The sequence below is a fragment of the Sphingobium sp. SYK-6 genome, from assembly GCF_000283515.1.
Taxonomy (GTDB): domain Bacteria; phylum Pseudomonadota; class Alphaproteobacteria; order Sphingomonadales; family Sphingomonadaceae; genus Sphingobium; species Sphingobium lignivorans.
The window spans coordinates 3,731,878-3,746,624 of sequence record NC_015976.1 but is presented as its reverse complement, the minus strand read 5'-3'; the positions used below and the strand labels follow the sequence as shown (position 1 = coordinate 3,746,624).

Genomic DNA, 14,747 nt, shown 5'->3' with positions numbered 1-14,747 from the left:
GATGCTCGGCACCACCTTCATGCTCGCGCTGCGCTCGATCCTGCGTCACAAGCTGCGGTCCTTCCTGACCACGCTCGGCATCATCATCGGCGTCGCGGCGGTGGTGACGATGGTGACGCTGGGCAAGGCGACGACCGTCGCTGTGCAGCAGCAGATTGCCGCGCTCGGCACGAACATTCTGCAGGTGCGGCCGGGGCAGGGCTTTGGGCGCGGCGGTGGCGGACCCATGCCGCCCAATTTCGATCCGGCAGACGTGACGGCGATCCAGCAGCAGATTTCCGGTGTGACGGCGGTTGCCCCGCAGACGCAGGCGACGGCGACGGCCATCTACGAAGGCGCGAACTGGTCGACCACGATCAACGGCACCACCTCAGCCTATTTCCAGGTGCAGCCCTGGGATCTCACGGCCGGGCGGCTGTTCACCCCGGCGGAGGAAGCGGCCGGCAAGGCGGTTTGCATCCTGGGCGCCACGGTGGAGAAGAACCTGTTCCGTGGCGAGAGCCCGCTCGGCAAGCGCTTCCGCATCGGGGATGTGAGCTGCGATGTCGTCGGCACGCTGGCCACGCGCGGGCAGGCGGGCTTCGGCGGCGATCAGGATGATGTGGTCATCATGCCGATCAAGACCGTGCAGCGGCGCTTCACCGGCTCGACCGACATCCGCGTGATCCTCGTGGGCGTGGATCAGGATTATTCGACGACGCAGGTCCAGTCCGCACTCACGGATCTGCTGCGCGACCGCCGCCGGATCGGCGACGGGCGCGAGGATAATTTCAACATCTTCGACACGCGGCAGATCTCCGACACGCTGACTGGCACCACGACGCTGCTCACGCAGATCGTCGCCGCCGTGGCGGGCATCAGCCTTGTCGTCGGCGGCATCGGTATCATGAACATCATGCTCGTCTCGGTGACGGAGCGCACGCGCGAGATCGGCATCCGCCTCGCCATCGGCGCCGTTGCGCGCGAGGTGTTGATGCAGTTCCTCGTCGAGGCGGTGGTGCTCTCGTGCCTGGGGGGCGTGGTCGGGCTGATGCTGGCACAGCTCGCCATTGCCGTCGCCACGCCGCTCATGCAGGTGCCCTGGACCTTCGATCCGCAGATCAATGCCTTCGCCTTCTTCATCTCGGGCCTGATCGGCGTGGTCTTCGGCTATTTCCCGGCCCGGCGCGCTGCCGGCCTCAATCCCATCGACGCCTTGCGCCACGAATAAGCGGGGGCCGCGCGCGAGGCTCAGTCAGCCGGTGCGCAGATGAAATTCTGTTCCTCATCGGTGCTGCCGGTGCCTTTGTATTTGGCGATCTGCGGGAAGGGGCAAAGCGGTCGCGACATGGGCGGCTGGGCCGGCGCTCCCGGGAAGCCCGGGGCGCGCGTGGCCACGATGCGCGTCGGGGCCGTCCCCTCGCTTGCCCAGCGATCGATCACACCCAGCGTGTCGAAGGCGGAGGGACCTTCCCCGCCCGCGCAATGGTCCATGCCCGGCGCCATGAAGAGCCGCAGCGAGTCCTCGGCCTGCTGCGCGGGCAGCGCCTTGCGCAGCGCGGCATGGAAGGCGAGCGTGTTCGTGGCGGGAATCAGGCCGTCGTTCCAGCCATGGCTCAGCAGCAGCTTGCCGCCGCGCGCGAAGAAGGGCGCGAGCCCGTCCGGTGGCACGTTCAGGATCGCGCTGCCGAAGCTGCGGGCCTTTTCGAGATCGGCGCCATAATCCATCGCGCGCCAGTCCCAGTCGGGCTGGTCGCCGAAGACGAGCATCGAGAAATAAGTGGTGGCGACGGGGAAGGGCGCTGGCCCGCCCGTCAGCATGGCCATCTGCATCTCGCTGCCGCGCGGGAAACCGGGGAGCAGCAGCGCGCCGCTCCTGGGGTCGCGCACGCCCTCGTAGATCGCGCGCAGGGCCGTCACCTGATCGCCGTTCAGGCAATCGCCGTCCTGCCCGGGCTTGCACTGGATGGTGACGGGGTCGAAACGGCAGATGTCGGGCCGGGAGACGAGGCCGTCCTTCAGCCCGTCCTCTCCGTCGCATTGCGCGATCACGGCCTTGTGCGCCAGCGCCAGCTTGTCCGGGGTCAGCGCGGCGGCCGGGGTACGCAGCGCCTGCCAGCCGGTCCACATGCTCTGCACCATGAGATCGGTCATCGGATTGGCAGGGGCCATGGCGGAAATCGCGTCGAAATCCTCCGGATAGCGATAGGCCGCCATCAGGCCCTGCCGTCCGCCGGTGGAGCAGCTGTTCCACAGCGAGAGGGCCGGCGCCTTGCCGTAGAAATCCCCGATCGCCTGCTTGGCGGTGCGCGTCATCATATGCACGGCGCGATGGCCGAAATCGACGAGCTTCTCGGGATGCCCGATCGCGAATTCGGCTGTCAGTCCATTGCCGACATGCCCCGTGTCGGTCGAGGCGACGGCATAGCCCCGCGCGAGCGGCTCCGCCATCTGCGCATAGCTGATCTGGCCGGCCCAGATGCCGTTGCCGATGCCCACGAACTTGCCGTTCCATCCCTCGGCAGGCAGCCACACTTCCACCTTGATGTCGGAGTCCGGCGTGGGCGTGAGCGTGGCGCGCACGCGGCAGAAGGCGGGCAGGCCCTTGTAGGCGGCATTGGCGACGCCGGGCGGCGGCCCGAAGGGTGATGGCGGCGCCTCGAACGCTCCGGCCGTGACGATCTGCGCCGACGTCACTTCGCCATGATCGATCCTGCTGCCCGCCAGCTCGCCGCATTGCTTTGCAGCGGCGGGACAAGCGATTGCCATCGCGCAGCTGCTGGCGGCCATGGCCATCCATGATTTGCGGATCATCCCCGGGCCTCTCCTCTTCCCGCGTATCTTTGCTTGCACTTTGCGGGACAAGCATGGACAAAGTCAACAAGATCGTCCCGGGACGGCGCCGGCGCACAGGACGCCGCACCATGGCCGGACGGCGCATATGGGGAGGGAAAAACATGCGGTGGAAAGCGTGGATTGGGCTGGCGGCATTATGCCTTGCCGGCATGAGCGGGCCGGCATCGGCCGAATGGATCACCAGCTGGGCCGCCGCGCCCCTGCCGCCCGCGCCGGTCATGGGCCCCATCCCCGCGACCCCGGCTTTCGAGAACCGCACATTGCGCCAGATCGTCCGCCTGTCAGCGGGCGGGCAGGCCGTCCGCCTGCGCCTCACTAATGCCTATGGGGAGAAGCCGCTGGCGATCGGCGCGGCACGGGTCGCGCTGCTGGACGCGGCGGGCAGCGAGATCGCGGGGACCAGCCGGATGCTCGGCTTCGGCGGACAGAAAGCGGCGACAGTGCCTCAGGGCGCGCCTCTGCTCAGCGATCCGGTGAGGCTCGCGGTGCCGGCGCTCGCGCGCATGGCGATTACCTTATACCTGCCGGACGCGACCGGGCCCTGCACATGCCATGCCACCGGCCTTGATCGCCTGGAGATTTCCGAGCCGGGCGATTTCTCCGCCGCACCGTTCGCGCCGGCGCAGGTCGGTTCGGTCCGTGCCTTCCTCGCTTCGGTGGAAGTCGATGCGCCGCAAGGGGCTGCCACGGTCGCCGTGCTGGGCGATTCGATCTCGGATGGCGTAGGCTCGACTCCGGAGAAGAACCGCCGCTGGCCGGATCTGCTGGCGGAGCGGCTGGCCGCGCGGGACGGGGCGACGTGGGGCATCGCCAATCAGGGGATCAGCGGCAATCGCGTGCTGAACGGAGGCATGGGCGAGAGCGCGCTGGCGCGGTTCGACCGGGACGTGCTCTCTCTGCCGGGCGTGAAGGCGGTCATCATCTTCGAGGGCGTGAATGATCTCGGCATCGGCCATGCCCGGCTCGAAGGCACGCCGCCGGCCTTCTTCACCCAGTTCGGCGGGCGCGGCGTCACGGGCGAGCAGATCATCGAGGGCTACCGGCAACTGATCGCGCGGGCGCATGGCCGGGGCATCCGCGTCTATGGCGCCACCATCGCGCCCTACAAGGGCGCCACTTACTGGTCGGAAGCAGGCGAAGCCGAGCGCGTGAAAGTCAATGACTGGATTCGGACCAGCGGCGCGTTCGATGCCGTGCTGGATTTCGACCGGGCTCTTGCCGATCCGGCCGATCCGCAGCGCATGGCGCCGGGCCTGCACATGGGCGATTTCCTGCACGGCAGCGACGAGGGCTATCGCCGGCTGGCGCAGTCCATCGACCTCGCGCTCTTCGGGCGCTGAAATAGCCGGCGCGAAAGCGTGACCGGATGCATGCGGGAGCCGAGATGAGCGACAGGGACCGCTCTCGCCTCAGGCTCCCGCCACTGCCGCGTTAGGATGCCGCCAGCCGGGTGCTGTCGGACCATCCGCCGCCGAGCGCGCGGAAGACGTCGATCTGCGCCTGCGCGACGAAGGCGTCCTGCTGCGCGAGCGCGGCTTCGGCTTCCGCGAAGGTCCGCTCGGTGTCGAGCAGCTGCAGCGAGTCGATTGCCCCCTCGCGCTGCTGGGCGCGCGTGATGCGGGCTGCTGCCTGGGCGGAATCGCGGGCCGCCTTGAGCGACTGGCGCCGCTCCAGCGCGCGGGCATAGTTGGAGAGCGCGGTCTCCGTCTCCTCCAGCGCGCGCAGCACCGCGCCGTCGAAGGCGGCGAGCGAGGCTTCGCTGTCGGCCCGGGCACCGGCGATGCGGGCGCGGTTGGCTTCCTGATTGGGGAAGGCCCAGCTGATCAGCGGGCCGAGCAGCCAGCGCAGCGGCCCGGCGCCGAACGCGTCGGCAATGTCCGGCCCGGTCGAGCCGACCGATCCGCCCAGCGTCACGCGCGGATAAAGGTCCGCCGTCGCCACGCCGATCCGCGCGGTATCCGCCGCGAGGCGCCGTTCCGCGGCGCGCACGTCCGGGCGCCGGGCAAGCAGCGCGGTGCCGTCGCCGATCGGGATCGGCGATGTGATCTCGAGGCCGATGGCGCGCTGCCCGGCGATCTCGGGAAGGGCGGACGGCGTCCGGCCCGTGAGCGTGGCGAGCCGGAACAGGGCGGCCTGTCGCCCCGCTTCCAGCCGGGGGATGTCCGCCGCCCGCTGGTCCCGCAGCGTCGCGATGCGGGCGACGTCGAGCGATGTGGCGAGGCCGGCTTCCCGCCGCTGGCGCGTGAGGCTGAGCAGCCGGTCGAGCAGGCTGACGATCTCGTTCGTCACCTTGAGTTGCGCCGCGCCCGCGGCCGCGTCGGCATAAGCACGGGTGGTGTCGGCCACGACAGCGACCCGCACGGCGTCGGCATCGGCGGCGGCCGCATCGGCATCGCCGCGCGCCGCTTCCACGCCCCGGCTCACCCGGCCGAACAGGTCGACTTCATAGGAGACGCTGAGGCCACCATCGACGGACCAGTTCTCGCGGGGCATGCCCGGCAGGCGCTGCGTTGCGGGCGACCGGCCATAAGTGGCCCCGGCATCAATGCTCGTCTGGGGCAGCCGGTCCGAGCGGGCGCCGCGCAGCGCCGCCCGGGCCCGTTCCAGCCGCGCCACCGCCACGCGCACGTCCGTATTGGCTGCGAGCGCATCGGCGATGAGTCCGTCGAGGACCGGGTCCTCGTAGAGGCGCCACCAGTCGGCCTGGATGTCCGCCTGCGCGAAGGCAGGGGAGGTGGCGGAAACAAAGGGGCCGGAGGACGTCGGGGGGGGCGTAGGGGCGACGTAGTCCGGCCCCGCCGCGCACGCTGAAAGCGCCAGCGCGGAAACCATGGGCAGAAGGAAACGAGAGGCTTTCATGGGGAAATTCCTCATTCGGCCGGCAGCGGCGCGGGCTCGGGATGCTGCCCGCCCCGTCCGCGCAGGCGGTCGATGCGGTCGCCCAGCGCGCGGCTGACGACATAGAAGGTGGGCGTGAAGATGAGGCCGAACGCGGTGACGCCGAGCATGCCGGAGAAGACGGCAGTACCAAGGGCCTGCCGCAGTTCCGCGCCGGCGCCCGAGGCCAGTACCAGCGGCACCGTGCCCAGGATGAAGGCGAAGCTCGTCATCAGGATCGGCCGCAGGCGCTGCTCGGCGGCATGGACAGCCGCCTGCACCGGCGAGAGACCCTGCAGCTGCTCGCCCTGCCGTGCGAATTCGACGATCAGGATCGCGTTCTTCGCCGCCAGCGCCACCAGCACGATGAGGCCGATCTGCGTAAGCACATTGTTGTCCATGCCGCGCAGGTTGACGCCGACCATTGCCGCCAGCACGCACATGGGGACGATCAGGATGATCGCGAGCGGCATGACCAGGCTCTCATACTGCGCCGCCAGCACCAGGAAGACGAGCAGCACGGCCAGGCCGAACACCAGTCCCGCCGTATTGCCGGCCGTGGCCTGCTGATAGGCGATGCCTGTCCATTCGTGCGTGAAGCCGGGCGGCAGCGTGGCATCCGCCAGCGCTTCCATGGTCTTGAGCGACTGGCCGGAGGAATAGCCCGGCGCGGTGTCGCCGTCGATCGCCACGGCCGGCGACAGATTGTAGCGCTGCACCCGGTAAGGGCCGGTCGTGTCGCGGAACGTCGCCACCGAGCCGATCGGGACCATCTGGCCATAATCCGAGCGGGTCTGGAGATTGGCGATGTCGGCGGTCGTCCGGCGGAACGGCTCGTCGGCCTGTGCGGTGACGCGATAGGTGCGGCCGAGCAGGTTGAAGTCATTCACGAAGGACGAACCGAGATAGACCTGCAGCGTCTCGAACACACGCTCGGGCGGGATGCCGAGCATCTGGGCCTTGTCGCGGTCGATGTCTGCATAGACGCGCGGCGTGGCCGTGTCGAAGAAGGTGTAGACGAAGAAGAGCCCCTCGGTCTGGTTCGCCGGGCCGATCAGGCCATAAGCGGCCTGTTCGAGCGCGCGATAGCCCTTGCCGTCGCGGTCCTGCACCATCATGCGGTAGCCGCCGGCCGAGCCGATGCCGCGGATGAGCGGCGGCTTGGCGATGATGAGGCGGGCTTCCGTGATGTCGGCCGTCGCCTTGCGGGCTTCCTCCATCAGCGCGTCGATGGACTGGCCATGCTTGGCGCGCTCATCGAAATCGTCGAGCACCCAGTATGCGGCGGCCGAGCTGGCGTTGCGCGTTTCCGATGCACCGTCGAAGCCGGAGAGCATGACGGTATCGCTGATGCCGGGAATAGGCAGCATCCGGTCGGCGACCTTCTTCATCACCTCGTCCGTGCGGGCGGTGGAGGAGCCCGGCGGAAGCTGGATGATCGTGAAGAAATAGCCCTGGTCCTGCGCCGGGATGAAGCCCGAGGGCGTGTACCAGAGCGCGCCCACGGTCAGCGCGATCAGGCCGGCATAGGCCGCCATGATCTTGCGGGGCTGACGCACCAGCTTTTCGGTCAGGCGCGCATAGGAGGCGCTGAACCGCTCGAAGCTGCGATTGAAGGCATTGCCCGCACGCTCGGCGAGTTGCTGCCAGCGTGGCGCGTTCTCCGGCAGCGCGTGCCGATGCCGCAGCAGCAGCGCCGCGAAGGCCGGCGAGAGCGTGAGCGAGAGCACGAGCGAGATGACGGTCGCGACCGAGATGGTGATGGCGAACTGCTGGTAGAATGCACCGGACATGCCGCTGATGAACAGCGTCGGCACGAACACGGCGCACAGCACCAGCACGATGGCGATGAGTGCGGCGCCCACCTCGTCCATGGAAACCCGGGCGGCCTCCAGCGGACTGAGCCCCTGCTCCAGATTGCGCTCGACATTCTCGACCACGACGATGGCGTCGTCGACGACGATGCCGATGGCGAGCACGAGGCCGAACAGCGAGAGATTGTTGAGCGAGTAGCCCAGCATGGCCAGCACGGCAAAGGTGCCGATCAGCGAGACCGGGATGGCAAGGACGGGGATGATCGCCGCGCGCCATTTCTGGAGGAACACGATGATGACGAGCACGACGAGGATCACGGCCTCGATCAGCGTCTTCACCACTTCGTCGATGGACTTCTGGATGAATTCGGTCGGATTGTAGACAATCCGATATTCCAGGCCCTTGGGGAAATCCTTCGCGAGCAGCTCCATTTCCGCCTTGATGCCTTCCGCCGCACTGAGCGCATTGGAACCGGGCATCTGGAAGACGGGAATGATCACGCTGTCCCGGTCGCCCAGATAGGCGGAGGTGCCATAATCCTCGGCGCCCAGTTCGACGCGGGCGACGTCACGCACGCGCACTTGCCGTCCCTGCGCATCGGTGCGGATGACGACGTTGGCGAACTGGTCGGGGTCGGTGAAACGGCCCTGCGTCTCGACATTGAGCTGGAACGCAGAGCTGCCGGCCGGCGGCTGGCCGAGCGTGCCGGCGGCGACCTGCACGTTCTGCGCGCGCAGGGCGTTCACGATGTCACCGGCGGTCAGGTCGAGCGAGGCCGCGCGGCGCGGATCGATCCACACCCGCATGGCGAGGTCGCGCGAGCCGAAGAGCTGGACGTCGCCCACGCCCTCGAGGCGCGCGAGCCGGTCCTTGATGCGCGTCTGCGCATAATTGGAGAGATATTCGCGATCGAGCGACTTGTCCGGCGAGATGAGATTGACGATCAGCAGGAAGTCCGGCGAGGTCTTCATGGTGACGACGCCCAGTCGCTGCACTTCCTGCGGCAGGCGCGGCAGGGCGATGGCGACGCGGTTCTGCACCAGCACCTGCGCCTCGTCGAGGTCAGTGCCCTGCTTGAACGTGACGGTGATGACCACGCGCCCGTCGCCCGTCGACTGGGACGACTGGTAGAGCATGTTCTCGACGCCGTTGATCTGCTGCTCGATCGGGCTCGCGACCGTCTCGGCCACCGTTTCGGCGGATGCGCCGGGATAGGTGGCGGAGACGGTCACGGTCGGGGGGACGACCTCGGGATATTGCGAGACCGGCAGGAAGAAATAGGAGATCGCGCCGATGATCGTGATGATCACCGCGATGACGGCCGCAAAGATCGGCCGGTCGATGAAGAAACGGGAGAGGCGCATGGCTGTCCTCCGGAAAGGGGGCTCGCCCGCTTAGCGGGCGAAGGTCGCCTGGCCGGCAAGCGGCAGGGCGGTGGGAGAGGATGCGGCGGACGCATGCGCCTCGGGCTCGATCTTGCCGGTCGTCGCCTGCACCTTGCCGCCTGGCATGGCCATCTGCGTGCCGACGATCACGACCCGGTCGCTGGGCTCGATGCCGCCGCGCACCACGCGCAGCCCATCGATGACCGGGCCGAGCGTCACCGGCTTGGCGGCGACCGTGCCGTCCTTGCCGACGACGAGGAGCAGCTTGCGCGCCTGGTCGGTCTGCACGGCGGTGTCGGGCACCAGCATCGCCTTCACGGTCGTGCCGCTGGCGAGGCGCATGTTTCCGAACATGCCGGGCGTGAGGAACATGTCGGGATTGGCGATGACGGCGCGGGCGCGGATGGTGCCCGAGCGCGGATCGAGGCCATTGTCGGTAAAGTCGAGCTTGCCCGCCCAGCGATAGTCGCTCTCGTCCTGCAGGCGCACCTGCACGGCGGCGCCCTTGGCGTTGCCCTCGCGCTTCTGCTTGAGGAACAGCCCTTCGGAGCCTTCGAACGTGAAGTAGATCGGGTCGAGCGCGTTGATCGTGGTCAGCAGCGTGCCCGATGCGCCGTCACCGGCCGAGACGAGATTGCCCGGGTCGATCCGCCGATCCGAGATGCGGCCGCTGATCGGCGCGCGCACCGTGGTGAACTCGAGGTCGAGCGCGCGGCTGCGGGTCCGTGCCTGCGCGCCGGCCAGCGCCGCCGTGGCGGCCTGGACGCGAGCGCGCAGCCTGTCGACTTCGCTTTGCGAGACGGCATCGACCTCGATGAGCCGCTGCGCGCGCTCCAGGTCAGTGCGGGCGAGAGCGAGGTCGCTCTGCGCCGTGGCCACGCCGGCACGCGCCTCGGCCAGCGCGGCCTGGAACGGGCGCTGGTCGATGGTGAACAGCGGCTGGCCGGCGCGCACGATCTGTCCGTCCGTGAAGTGCAGCGCGGTGATCGCGCCGGAAACGCGCGGGCGCACTTCCACCGAGCGGCTGGCTTCGAAGCGGCCGATATAGTCGTCCCATTCGGTCACTTCGCGCTGCAGCGGCGTCGAGACAGTGACGGTCGGGAGGGCCTGCGCCATCGCGGGCTGGCCGCCGCGCTGGGCGTAGCCGTAGATGCCGGCTACGGCCAGCACGGGAAGGGCGATCCAGGCAGCGCGACGCAGCGAGCGCGCGCGGCTGGGGGCTGGGATCTCGTCCGTCTGCCGGGCGTCGCCCTGCCGGAAGAGCTGGTGCATGTTCATCGATTCTTTCCCCTGCGGTCTGCGCGCGCCGCGACGATGCGCTCGGCGAGCAGTTCATATTGGCGTTCGGAATAGCCGGCCTCGAGGAAGGCCAGGATTTCGGAAGGCGCGACATTGTAGCCGTCGTGCCAGCTGAGCACGGCCATGCGGCGCAATGCTTCAAGGCGGTTGTCGGACAGCGGGTTTTCCCGCTTGATGCCGAAGATGGTGCGGAAGATGCGGGCCATCCGCGTGTCGGGCTGGATCGATCCGCGCGAGTCCGTGCGCGCCAGCGAGACGATCACCCATTCGCGCTGGGTGAAGGTCCTGGCCTCGGTGCTGCGGATGCGCGCCGGCGGGAACAGCGGTTCCATGACTGCCGTGCCGGACCGATCGGAAAAGTTCACATAGGCCATCATTTCGTCTCCTCCCGCTGTGTTGCAGGCATAAGACGGTCTGCGCCCGGAAAAGCCTTGGCTCCGCCGGGAAGACCCTTACTCGCACACAGACAAAACCCCGGAAAAGGCAGCGCATGCGCGCCATCTCCCCGGACGGTCGAAACCTTTAGAAGATTGTCAAATCAGGCTTTGGAAGATCGAGGCAGGATCGACTCGGTCCCGCACTTCCTCCGCCCCTGTTCTATACTGATCAGTATGAAATAGACGACGGTGGGTCAAGCGCTATTTTTATACTGCTCGATATTTTTTTCTGCAATGCGAAAAATTCGCCTTGGGTCGATGGCCATTCGAACGATGGCGGAGCGACAAACTTGGTGTTCGGTCAGGCTCGCAGAAACCGAAGTTGTGGCGAGCTTCGTGAGTATGCGAAACAGCGTCCGGCAGTCCGCCAGCGCTGAGTGGCGATCAGACCTAGCGGCCGGGCCAGCAGGCCAGTGTCAGGTCCGCGACGCCTTGCAGAGCTTCGCGCGTCGCGCCGGCGCTTGCCTGCGCGGCGATGCCCTGCAGGACGGTGGTCAGGTAATCGCTGAGTGCCTTGGGATCGACGGGCGTATCGAAGTCGCCTTCATCGATGGCGCGCTGCATGCGCGCGACCACGGCGGACTTGACCGATTCCCCGCGCCTCAGCACTTCCTGCCGAATGCACTCCGCTTCAGTGCCGCAGGCGCTCGAATGGATGACGCGCAGGCAGCCGCGCGGTTCGCTATCGCTGGAGCAGACATCGAGCGAGCCGCACAGCAGGCGTTCCACCACGCCGCGCGCCGTCGGAGCTTCCAGCGCCGCGCCGATATAAGCCATCTTCTCGCGCTCGTAGAGATCCAGGGCCTGGCGGAACAAGGCTTCCTTGTTGCCGAACGCCGCGTAGAGGCTGGGGCGGGTAATGCCCATCGCCTCGGTCAGGTCGCTGAGGGACGCGCCCTCATAGCCCTTGCTCCAGAATACGCGCAAAGCCGCCACCAACGCGTGGTCGGTGTCGAACTCCCGAGGTCTGCCTCTGACTGCTGCTGCTGCTTCCATATCGAGCGGTATATAATGCTTGCGGGGGTTGAGTCCAGTGAATAGCGTTGAAACGATGCGGTGATCGCTTTCGTTCCCGGCATGGCACGGTCTCCGGGCCGTTCGGTGCCGGGGAAGAAAGGAGCCGCCGGGCAGGAAAGGAACGGATATGCGCGCTTTTGGCTATAACAGGGCCCATGATCTGGCGGACTTCGCGCTCCGCCTGCGCGACATGGCCGATCCGGTGCCCGGGCCCGGCGATCTGCTGGTGTCCGTGCGGGCGTTCGCGCTCAATCCGGTGGACTGCAAGATTCGCCGCACGCGCGATGGCGGCGCGGATGCGCCCGTCATTCTCGGCTGGGATGCGGCGGGGGTGGTCGAGGCGGTCGGCCCGGGCGTCACCGGTTTCACACCGGGAGATGCGGTGTTCTACGCGGGCGATATCACACGCCCGGGCAGCTATGCGACGCTGCAGACGGTCGATCACCGGCTGGTGGCGCACAAGCCCGCTTCGCTCGATTTCGCCGATGCCGCCGCCTTGCCGCTGACTGCGCTCACCGCGCATGAGGCAATGCTGGAGCGCGGCATCGCTTATGACGCGGAGAGCATCGTGCTCGTCATCGGCGGCGCGGGCGGCGTGGGATCGATGGCGGTCCAGCTCATGAAGGCGCTCACGCCTGCCCGCGTCATCGCGACGGCCTCCCGGCCCGAGAGTGTCGCATGGGCGCGGGCCATGGGCGCCGATGACGTGATCGGGCGTTCGCTTGCGGATGGGCTGGCGGCGCTTGGCCTCGCGCCGGGCAGCCTCCATGCCGTCTTCTCGACCACCGGCACCGATGCCGCCCTGCCGGTCATGCCCTCGCTGCTGCGCCCCTTCGGCCATGTCATGGTGATCGACGATCCCGCCACGCTGGACATCAAGCCGTTCAAGCAGAAGGCGCTGTCCGTGCACTGGGAATATATGTTCGCGCGCGCCATGTTCGGTTGCGCGCCCGAGCGGCAGGGGGCGACGCTGGCGCGGATCGCGGCGCTGGTCGAGGCCGGGCGGATTCGCACGACTGCCACAAGGCAGCTTCCGGCCACGCTCGACAATCTGCGCGCCGCTCATGCCGCGCTGGAAGCCGGGACCGGCATTGGCAAGACAGTGATGGTCTGGAGCTGACGGGCCGCGCGGGGAGGGGCCGCGATACTCAGGTAGCTCAGGCGCGCACAAACAAATGTTCCGGGCCGATCTCGCCCGGTGTCGCGCAGCCCAGTTGCGCCATCGCATGTTCCAGCTCGGTGCGCAGGATGAGAAGCGCGTGGGCCACGCCGGCCATGCCCGCGACGGCGAGGCCATGGACCTGCGGCCGGCCTACCAGCACCGCGCTTGCGCCAAGTGCCAGCGCCTTCACCACGTCGGTCCCGCGCCGCACGCCGCTGTCCAGCAGCAGCGTCGCCTCGCCGGCCACGGCCTCCGCGATGGCGGGGAGCATTGTCAGCGGGGACGGCATGCCGTCCAGCACGCGCCCGCCATGGTTGGAGATCACGATGCCGTCCACGCCATGGCGCACGGCCTCCCGTGCGTCCTCCGGCGTCATGATGCCCTTGAGCAGCAACGGCAGGCGCGTCTCGCCGCGCAGCCAGGCGATATCGTCCCAGCGCGGCGCGCCATCGGCGAGCGGCGTCCCGAGCAGGATGCGGCCGAGCGCCTGCGCCGTCTGCGCCGGGCGGGCGGTGCCGCGCAGGTTCGCGGCCTCCACGCCGGGCGGCAGGGCGAAACTCGCGCGCTTGATGGAGGCATCCACGGTCAGCATGATGGCCTCATGGCCTGCCGCCTCGGCACGGCGGACGAGGGCGAGCGTCTGTTCGCGCGTTTCCTGCGCATAGAGCTGGAACCAGAGCGGAGCGGGCGGGGTGCCGAGGTCCCGTGCCGCCGCCGCGCGCGCCGCTGCCACGTCTTCCAGCGTCTCGCTGGCAAGCGTGCTCAGCACCATGCCGATCCCCATCGCGGTGGCCGCGCGCATGGTCGCCAGCTCGCCCTCGGGATGGGCGATGCGCTGATAGGCGACCGGCGCGAGCAGGATCGGCGCGGCATGGGACTGGCCCAGGATCGTGACGCGGGTCGATCCGCCGCGCAGATCGGCCAGCACGCTGGGCAGCAGGCCGATCCGGTCAAAGGCGGCGCGGTTCTCGCGCAGGGTGAGGTCATCGCCCGAACCTTCCTGCAGATAGGTCCAGCAGGGCGGCGCCATATGCGCCACGGCGCGCCGTTCGTAATCGGCCAGCGAGCGCAGGTCGGGTGGAATGGCGCCCAGCGGCGGCAACGGCGGATGCGTGTCGTTGTCCGCCCTCATGTCTCGGACCATTGCCGCAGCAGGTTGTGATAGACGTTGGTGAAGCCGTCGATCGAGCCGTGACCGGGATGGTCGCTGCCGAGCTTCTGGATGGAACAATCCAGCTCGAAGAGCATCCGCCGCCGCTGGTCGTCCCGCACGAGGCTCTGGGTCCAGAAGAAGGAGGCGAAGCGCGTGCCGCGCGTCACCGGCATCACCCGGTGCAGGCTGCTGCCGGGGTAGACGATGGCGTCCCCCGCCGGCAGCTTCACCGGCTTCTCGCCGAACGTGTCCTCCACGATCAGCTCGCCGCCGTCATAATCCTCGGGATCGCTGAAGAAGATCGTGGTCGAGATGTCCGTGCGCACGCGCAGCGCCGTGCCGGGGATGGGGAAGATCGCATTGTCGACATGATTGCCATAGGTGCCCCCGCCTTCATAGCGGTTGAAGCGCGGCGGCAGGATGCGCAGCGGCAGCGCAGCGGCGATGAACAGCGGCGTGTGCGCCAGCCGGTCGAGGATGCGCTCGCCGAGCGTCTTCGCCACGGGGTGGTCGGCCGGCAGTTGCAGATTGCTCTTCACGCTGGCCGCGCGATGGCCCGCCGTGGCGCGCCCGTCTTCCCATGGCGCACTTTCCAGCATGGCGCGCGCTTCCCGCGCTTCATTGGGCGTGAAGAGGCCGGGGATCTGCAGGAGCATGAGCATTTCCTTCGCCGGGATGCACGGCCCGTCCGTGTCGGGCGTCCCGTCTACTAGCGGGGGCGTGGCGCGAACGCCACCTCATGGCAGCAGTGAAATCGGGTGTCCGGC

General features: G+C 68.3%; 11 protein-coding genes. 3 read left to right on the top strand and 8 right to left on the bottom strand.

Annotated elements, in window-relative coordinates; genetic code table 11:
• The first annotated feature begins 1 nt into the window (after position 1).
• Positions 2-1,210, top strand: coding sequence for an ABC transporter permease (locus tag SLG_RS17170; RefSeq protein ID WP_014077780.1), 1,209 nt, complete (start codon positions 2-4; stop codon positions 1,208-1,210).
• A gap of 20 nt (positions 1,211-1,230) precedes the next feature.
• On the opposite strand, the gene SLG_RS17165 is transcribed toward SLG_RS17170, so the two are convergent.
• On the bottom strand, positions 1,231-2,793 hold the full coding sequence (locus SLG_RS17165; RefSeq protein WP_014077779.1) for a tannase/feruloyl esterase family alpha/beta hydrolase: 1,563 nt from the start codon (positions 2,791-2,793) through the stop codon (positions 1,231-1,233).
• A 143-nt stretch (positions 2,794-2,936) separates the two neighbouring features.
• Here SLG_RS17165 and SLG_RS17160 point away from each other — a divergent pair, with 143 nt between their 5' ends.
• Positions 2,937-4,175 (top strand): SGNH/GDSL hydrolase family protein, encoded by a 1,239-nt coding sequence (locus SLG_RS17160; protein WP_014077778.1) that lies wholly within the window; start codon positions 2,937-2,939, stop codon positions 4,173-4,175.
• A 91-nt stretch (positions 4,176-4,266) separates the two neighbouring features.
• Here the strand turns inward: SLG_RS17160 and SLG_RS17155 are convergent, their stop codons facing one another.
• The 5 genes from SLG_RS17155 to SLG_RS17135 all read right to left on the bottom strand — a co-directional run bounded on the left by SLG_RS17155 (position 4,267) and on the right by SLG_RS17135 (position 11,644).
• On the bottom strand, positions 4,267-5,694 hold the full coding sequence (locus SLG_RS17155; protein ID WP_014077777.1) for an efflux transporter outer membrane subunit: 1,428 nt from the start codon (positions 5,692-5,694) through the stop codon (positions 4,267-4,269).
• An 11-nt stretch (positions 5,695-5,705) separates the two neighbouring features.
• Positions 5,706-8,891 (bottom strand): efflux RND transporter permease subunit, encoded by a 3,186-nt coding sequence (locus SLG_RS17150; RefSeq protein ID WP_014077776.1) that lies wholly within the window; start codon positions 8,889-8,891, stop codon positions 5,706-5,708.
• 30 nt (positions 8,892-8,921) lie between these two features.
• Positions 8,922-10,190 (bottom strand): efflux RND transporter periplasmic adaptor subunit, encoded by a 1,269-nt coding sequence (locus SLG_RS17145; protein ID WP_014077775.1) that lies wholly within the window; start codon positions 10,188-10,190, stop codon positions 8,922-8,924.
• Positions 10,187-10,585: a hypothetical protein gene (locus tag SLG_RS17140; protein ID WP_041393635.1), complete on the bottom strand. Its 399-nt coding sequence runs from the start codon at positions 10,583-10,585 to the stop codon at positions 10,187-10,189. Before SLG_RS17140 ends, SLG_RS17145 begins: the two co-directional genes overlap by 4 nt.
• Positions 10,586-11,038: 453 nt before the next feature.
• Positions 11,039-11,644, bottom strand: a complete 606-nt coding sequence (locus SLG_RS17135) for a TetR/AcrR family transcriptional regulator (RefSeq protein WP_041392165.1) — start codon at positions 11,642-11,644, stop codon at positions 11,039-11,041.
• A 148-nt stretch (positions 11,645-11,792) separates the two neighbouring features.
• On the opposite strand from SLG_RS17135, the gene SLG_RS17130 reads away from it, so the two are divergent.
• Positions 11,793-12,785, top strand: coding sequence for a zinc-binding alcohol dehydrogenase family protein (locus SLG_RS17130; RefSeq protein WP_014077772.1), 993 nt, complete (start codon positions 11,793-11,795; stop codon positions 12,783-12,785).
• 37 nt (positions 12,786-12,822) lie between these two features.
• Here SLG_RS17130 and SLG_RS17125 read toward each other — a convergent pair whose 3' ends face one another.
• Positions 12,823-13,959, bottom strand: coding sequence for an alpha-hydroxy acid oxidase (locus SLG_RS17125; RefSeq protein ID WP_014077771.1), 1,137 nt, complete (start codon positions 13,957-13,959; stop codon positions 12,823-12,825).
• Positions 13,956-14,636: a Fe2+-dependent dioxygenase gene (locus SLG_RS17120; protein ID WP_014077770.1), complete on the bottom strand. Its 681-nt coding sequence runs from the start codon at positions 14,634-14,636 to the stop codon at positions 13,956-13,958. The genes SLG_RS17125 and SLG_RS17120 overlap by 4 nt, the downstream gene beginning before the upstream one ends.
• Positions 14,637-14,747 lie beyond the last annotated feature (111 nt).

Excerpts from the sequence above, each read along its gene's own strand:
- SLG_RS17150 (WP_014077776.1), bottom strand. The coding sequence starts at position 8,891 with ATGCGCCTCTCCCGTTTCTTCATCGACCGGCCGATCTTTGCGGCCGTC.
- SLG_RS17160 (WP_014077778.1), top strand. The coding sequence starts at position 2,937 with ATGCGGTGGAAAGCGTGGATTGGGCTGGCGGCATTATGCCTTGCCGGC.
- SLG_RS17155 (WP_014077777.1), bottom strand. The coding sequence starts at position 5,694 with ATGAAAGCCTCTCGTTTCCTTCTGCCCATGGTTTCCGCGCTGGCGCTT.
- SLG_RS17120 (WP_014077770.1), bottom strand. The coding sequence starts at position 14,636 with ATGCTCCTGCAGATCCCCGGCCTCTTCACGCCCAATGAAGCGCGGGAA.
- SLG_RS17165 (WP_014077779.1), bottom strand. The coding sequence starts at position 2,793 with ATGATCCGCAAATCATGGATGGCCATGGCCGCCAGCAGCTGCGCGATG.
- SLG_RS17135 (WP_041392165.1), bottom strand. The coding sequence starts at position 11,644 with ATGGAAGCAGCAGCAGCAGTCAGAGGCAGACCTCGGGAGTTCGACACC.
- SLG_RS17145 (WP_014077775.1), bottom strand. The coding sequence starts at position 10,190 with ATGAACATGCACCAGCTCTTCCGGCAGGGCGACGCCCGGCAGACGGAC.
- SLG_RS17140 (WP_041393635.1), bottom strand. The coding sequence starts at position 10,585 with ATGGCCTATGTGAACTTTTCCGATCGGTCCGGCACGGCAGTCATGGAA.
- SLG_RS17125 (WP_014077771.1), bottom strand. The coding sequence starts at position 13,959 with ATGAGGGCGGACAACGACACGCATCCGCCGTTGCCGCCGCTGGGCGCC.
- SLG_RS17170 (WP_014077780.1), top strand. The coding sequence starts at position 2 with ATGCTCGGCACCACCTTCATGCTCGCGCTGCGCTCGATCCTGCGTCAC.
- SLG_RS17130 (WP_014077772.1), top strand. The coding sequence starts at position 11,793 with ATGCGCGCTTTTGGCTATAACAGGGCCCATGATCTGGCGGACTTCGCG.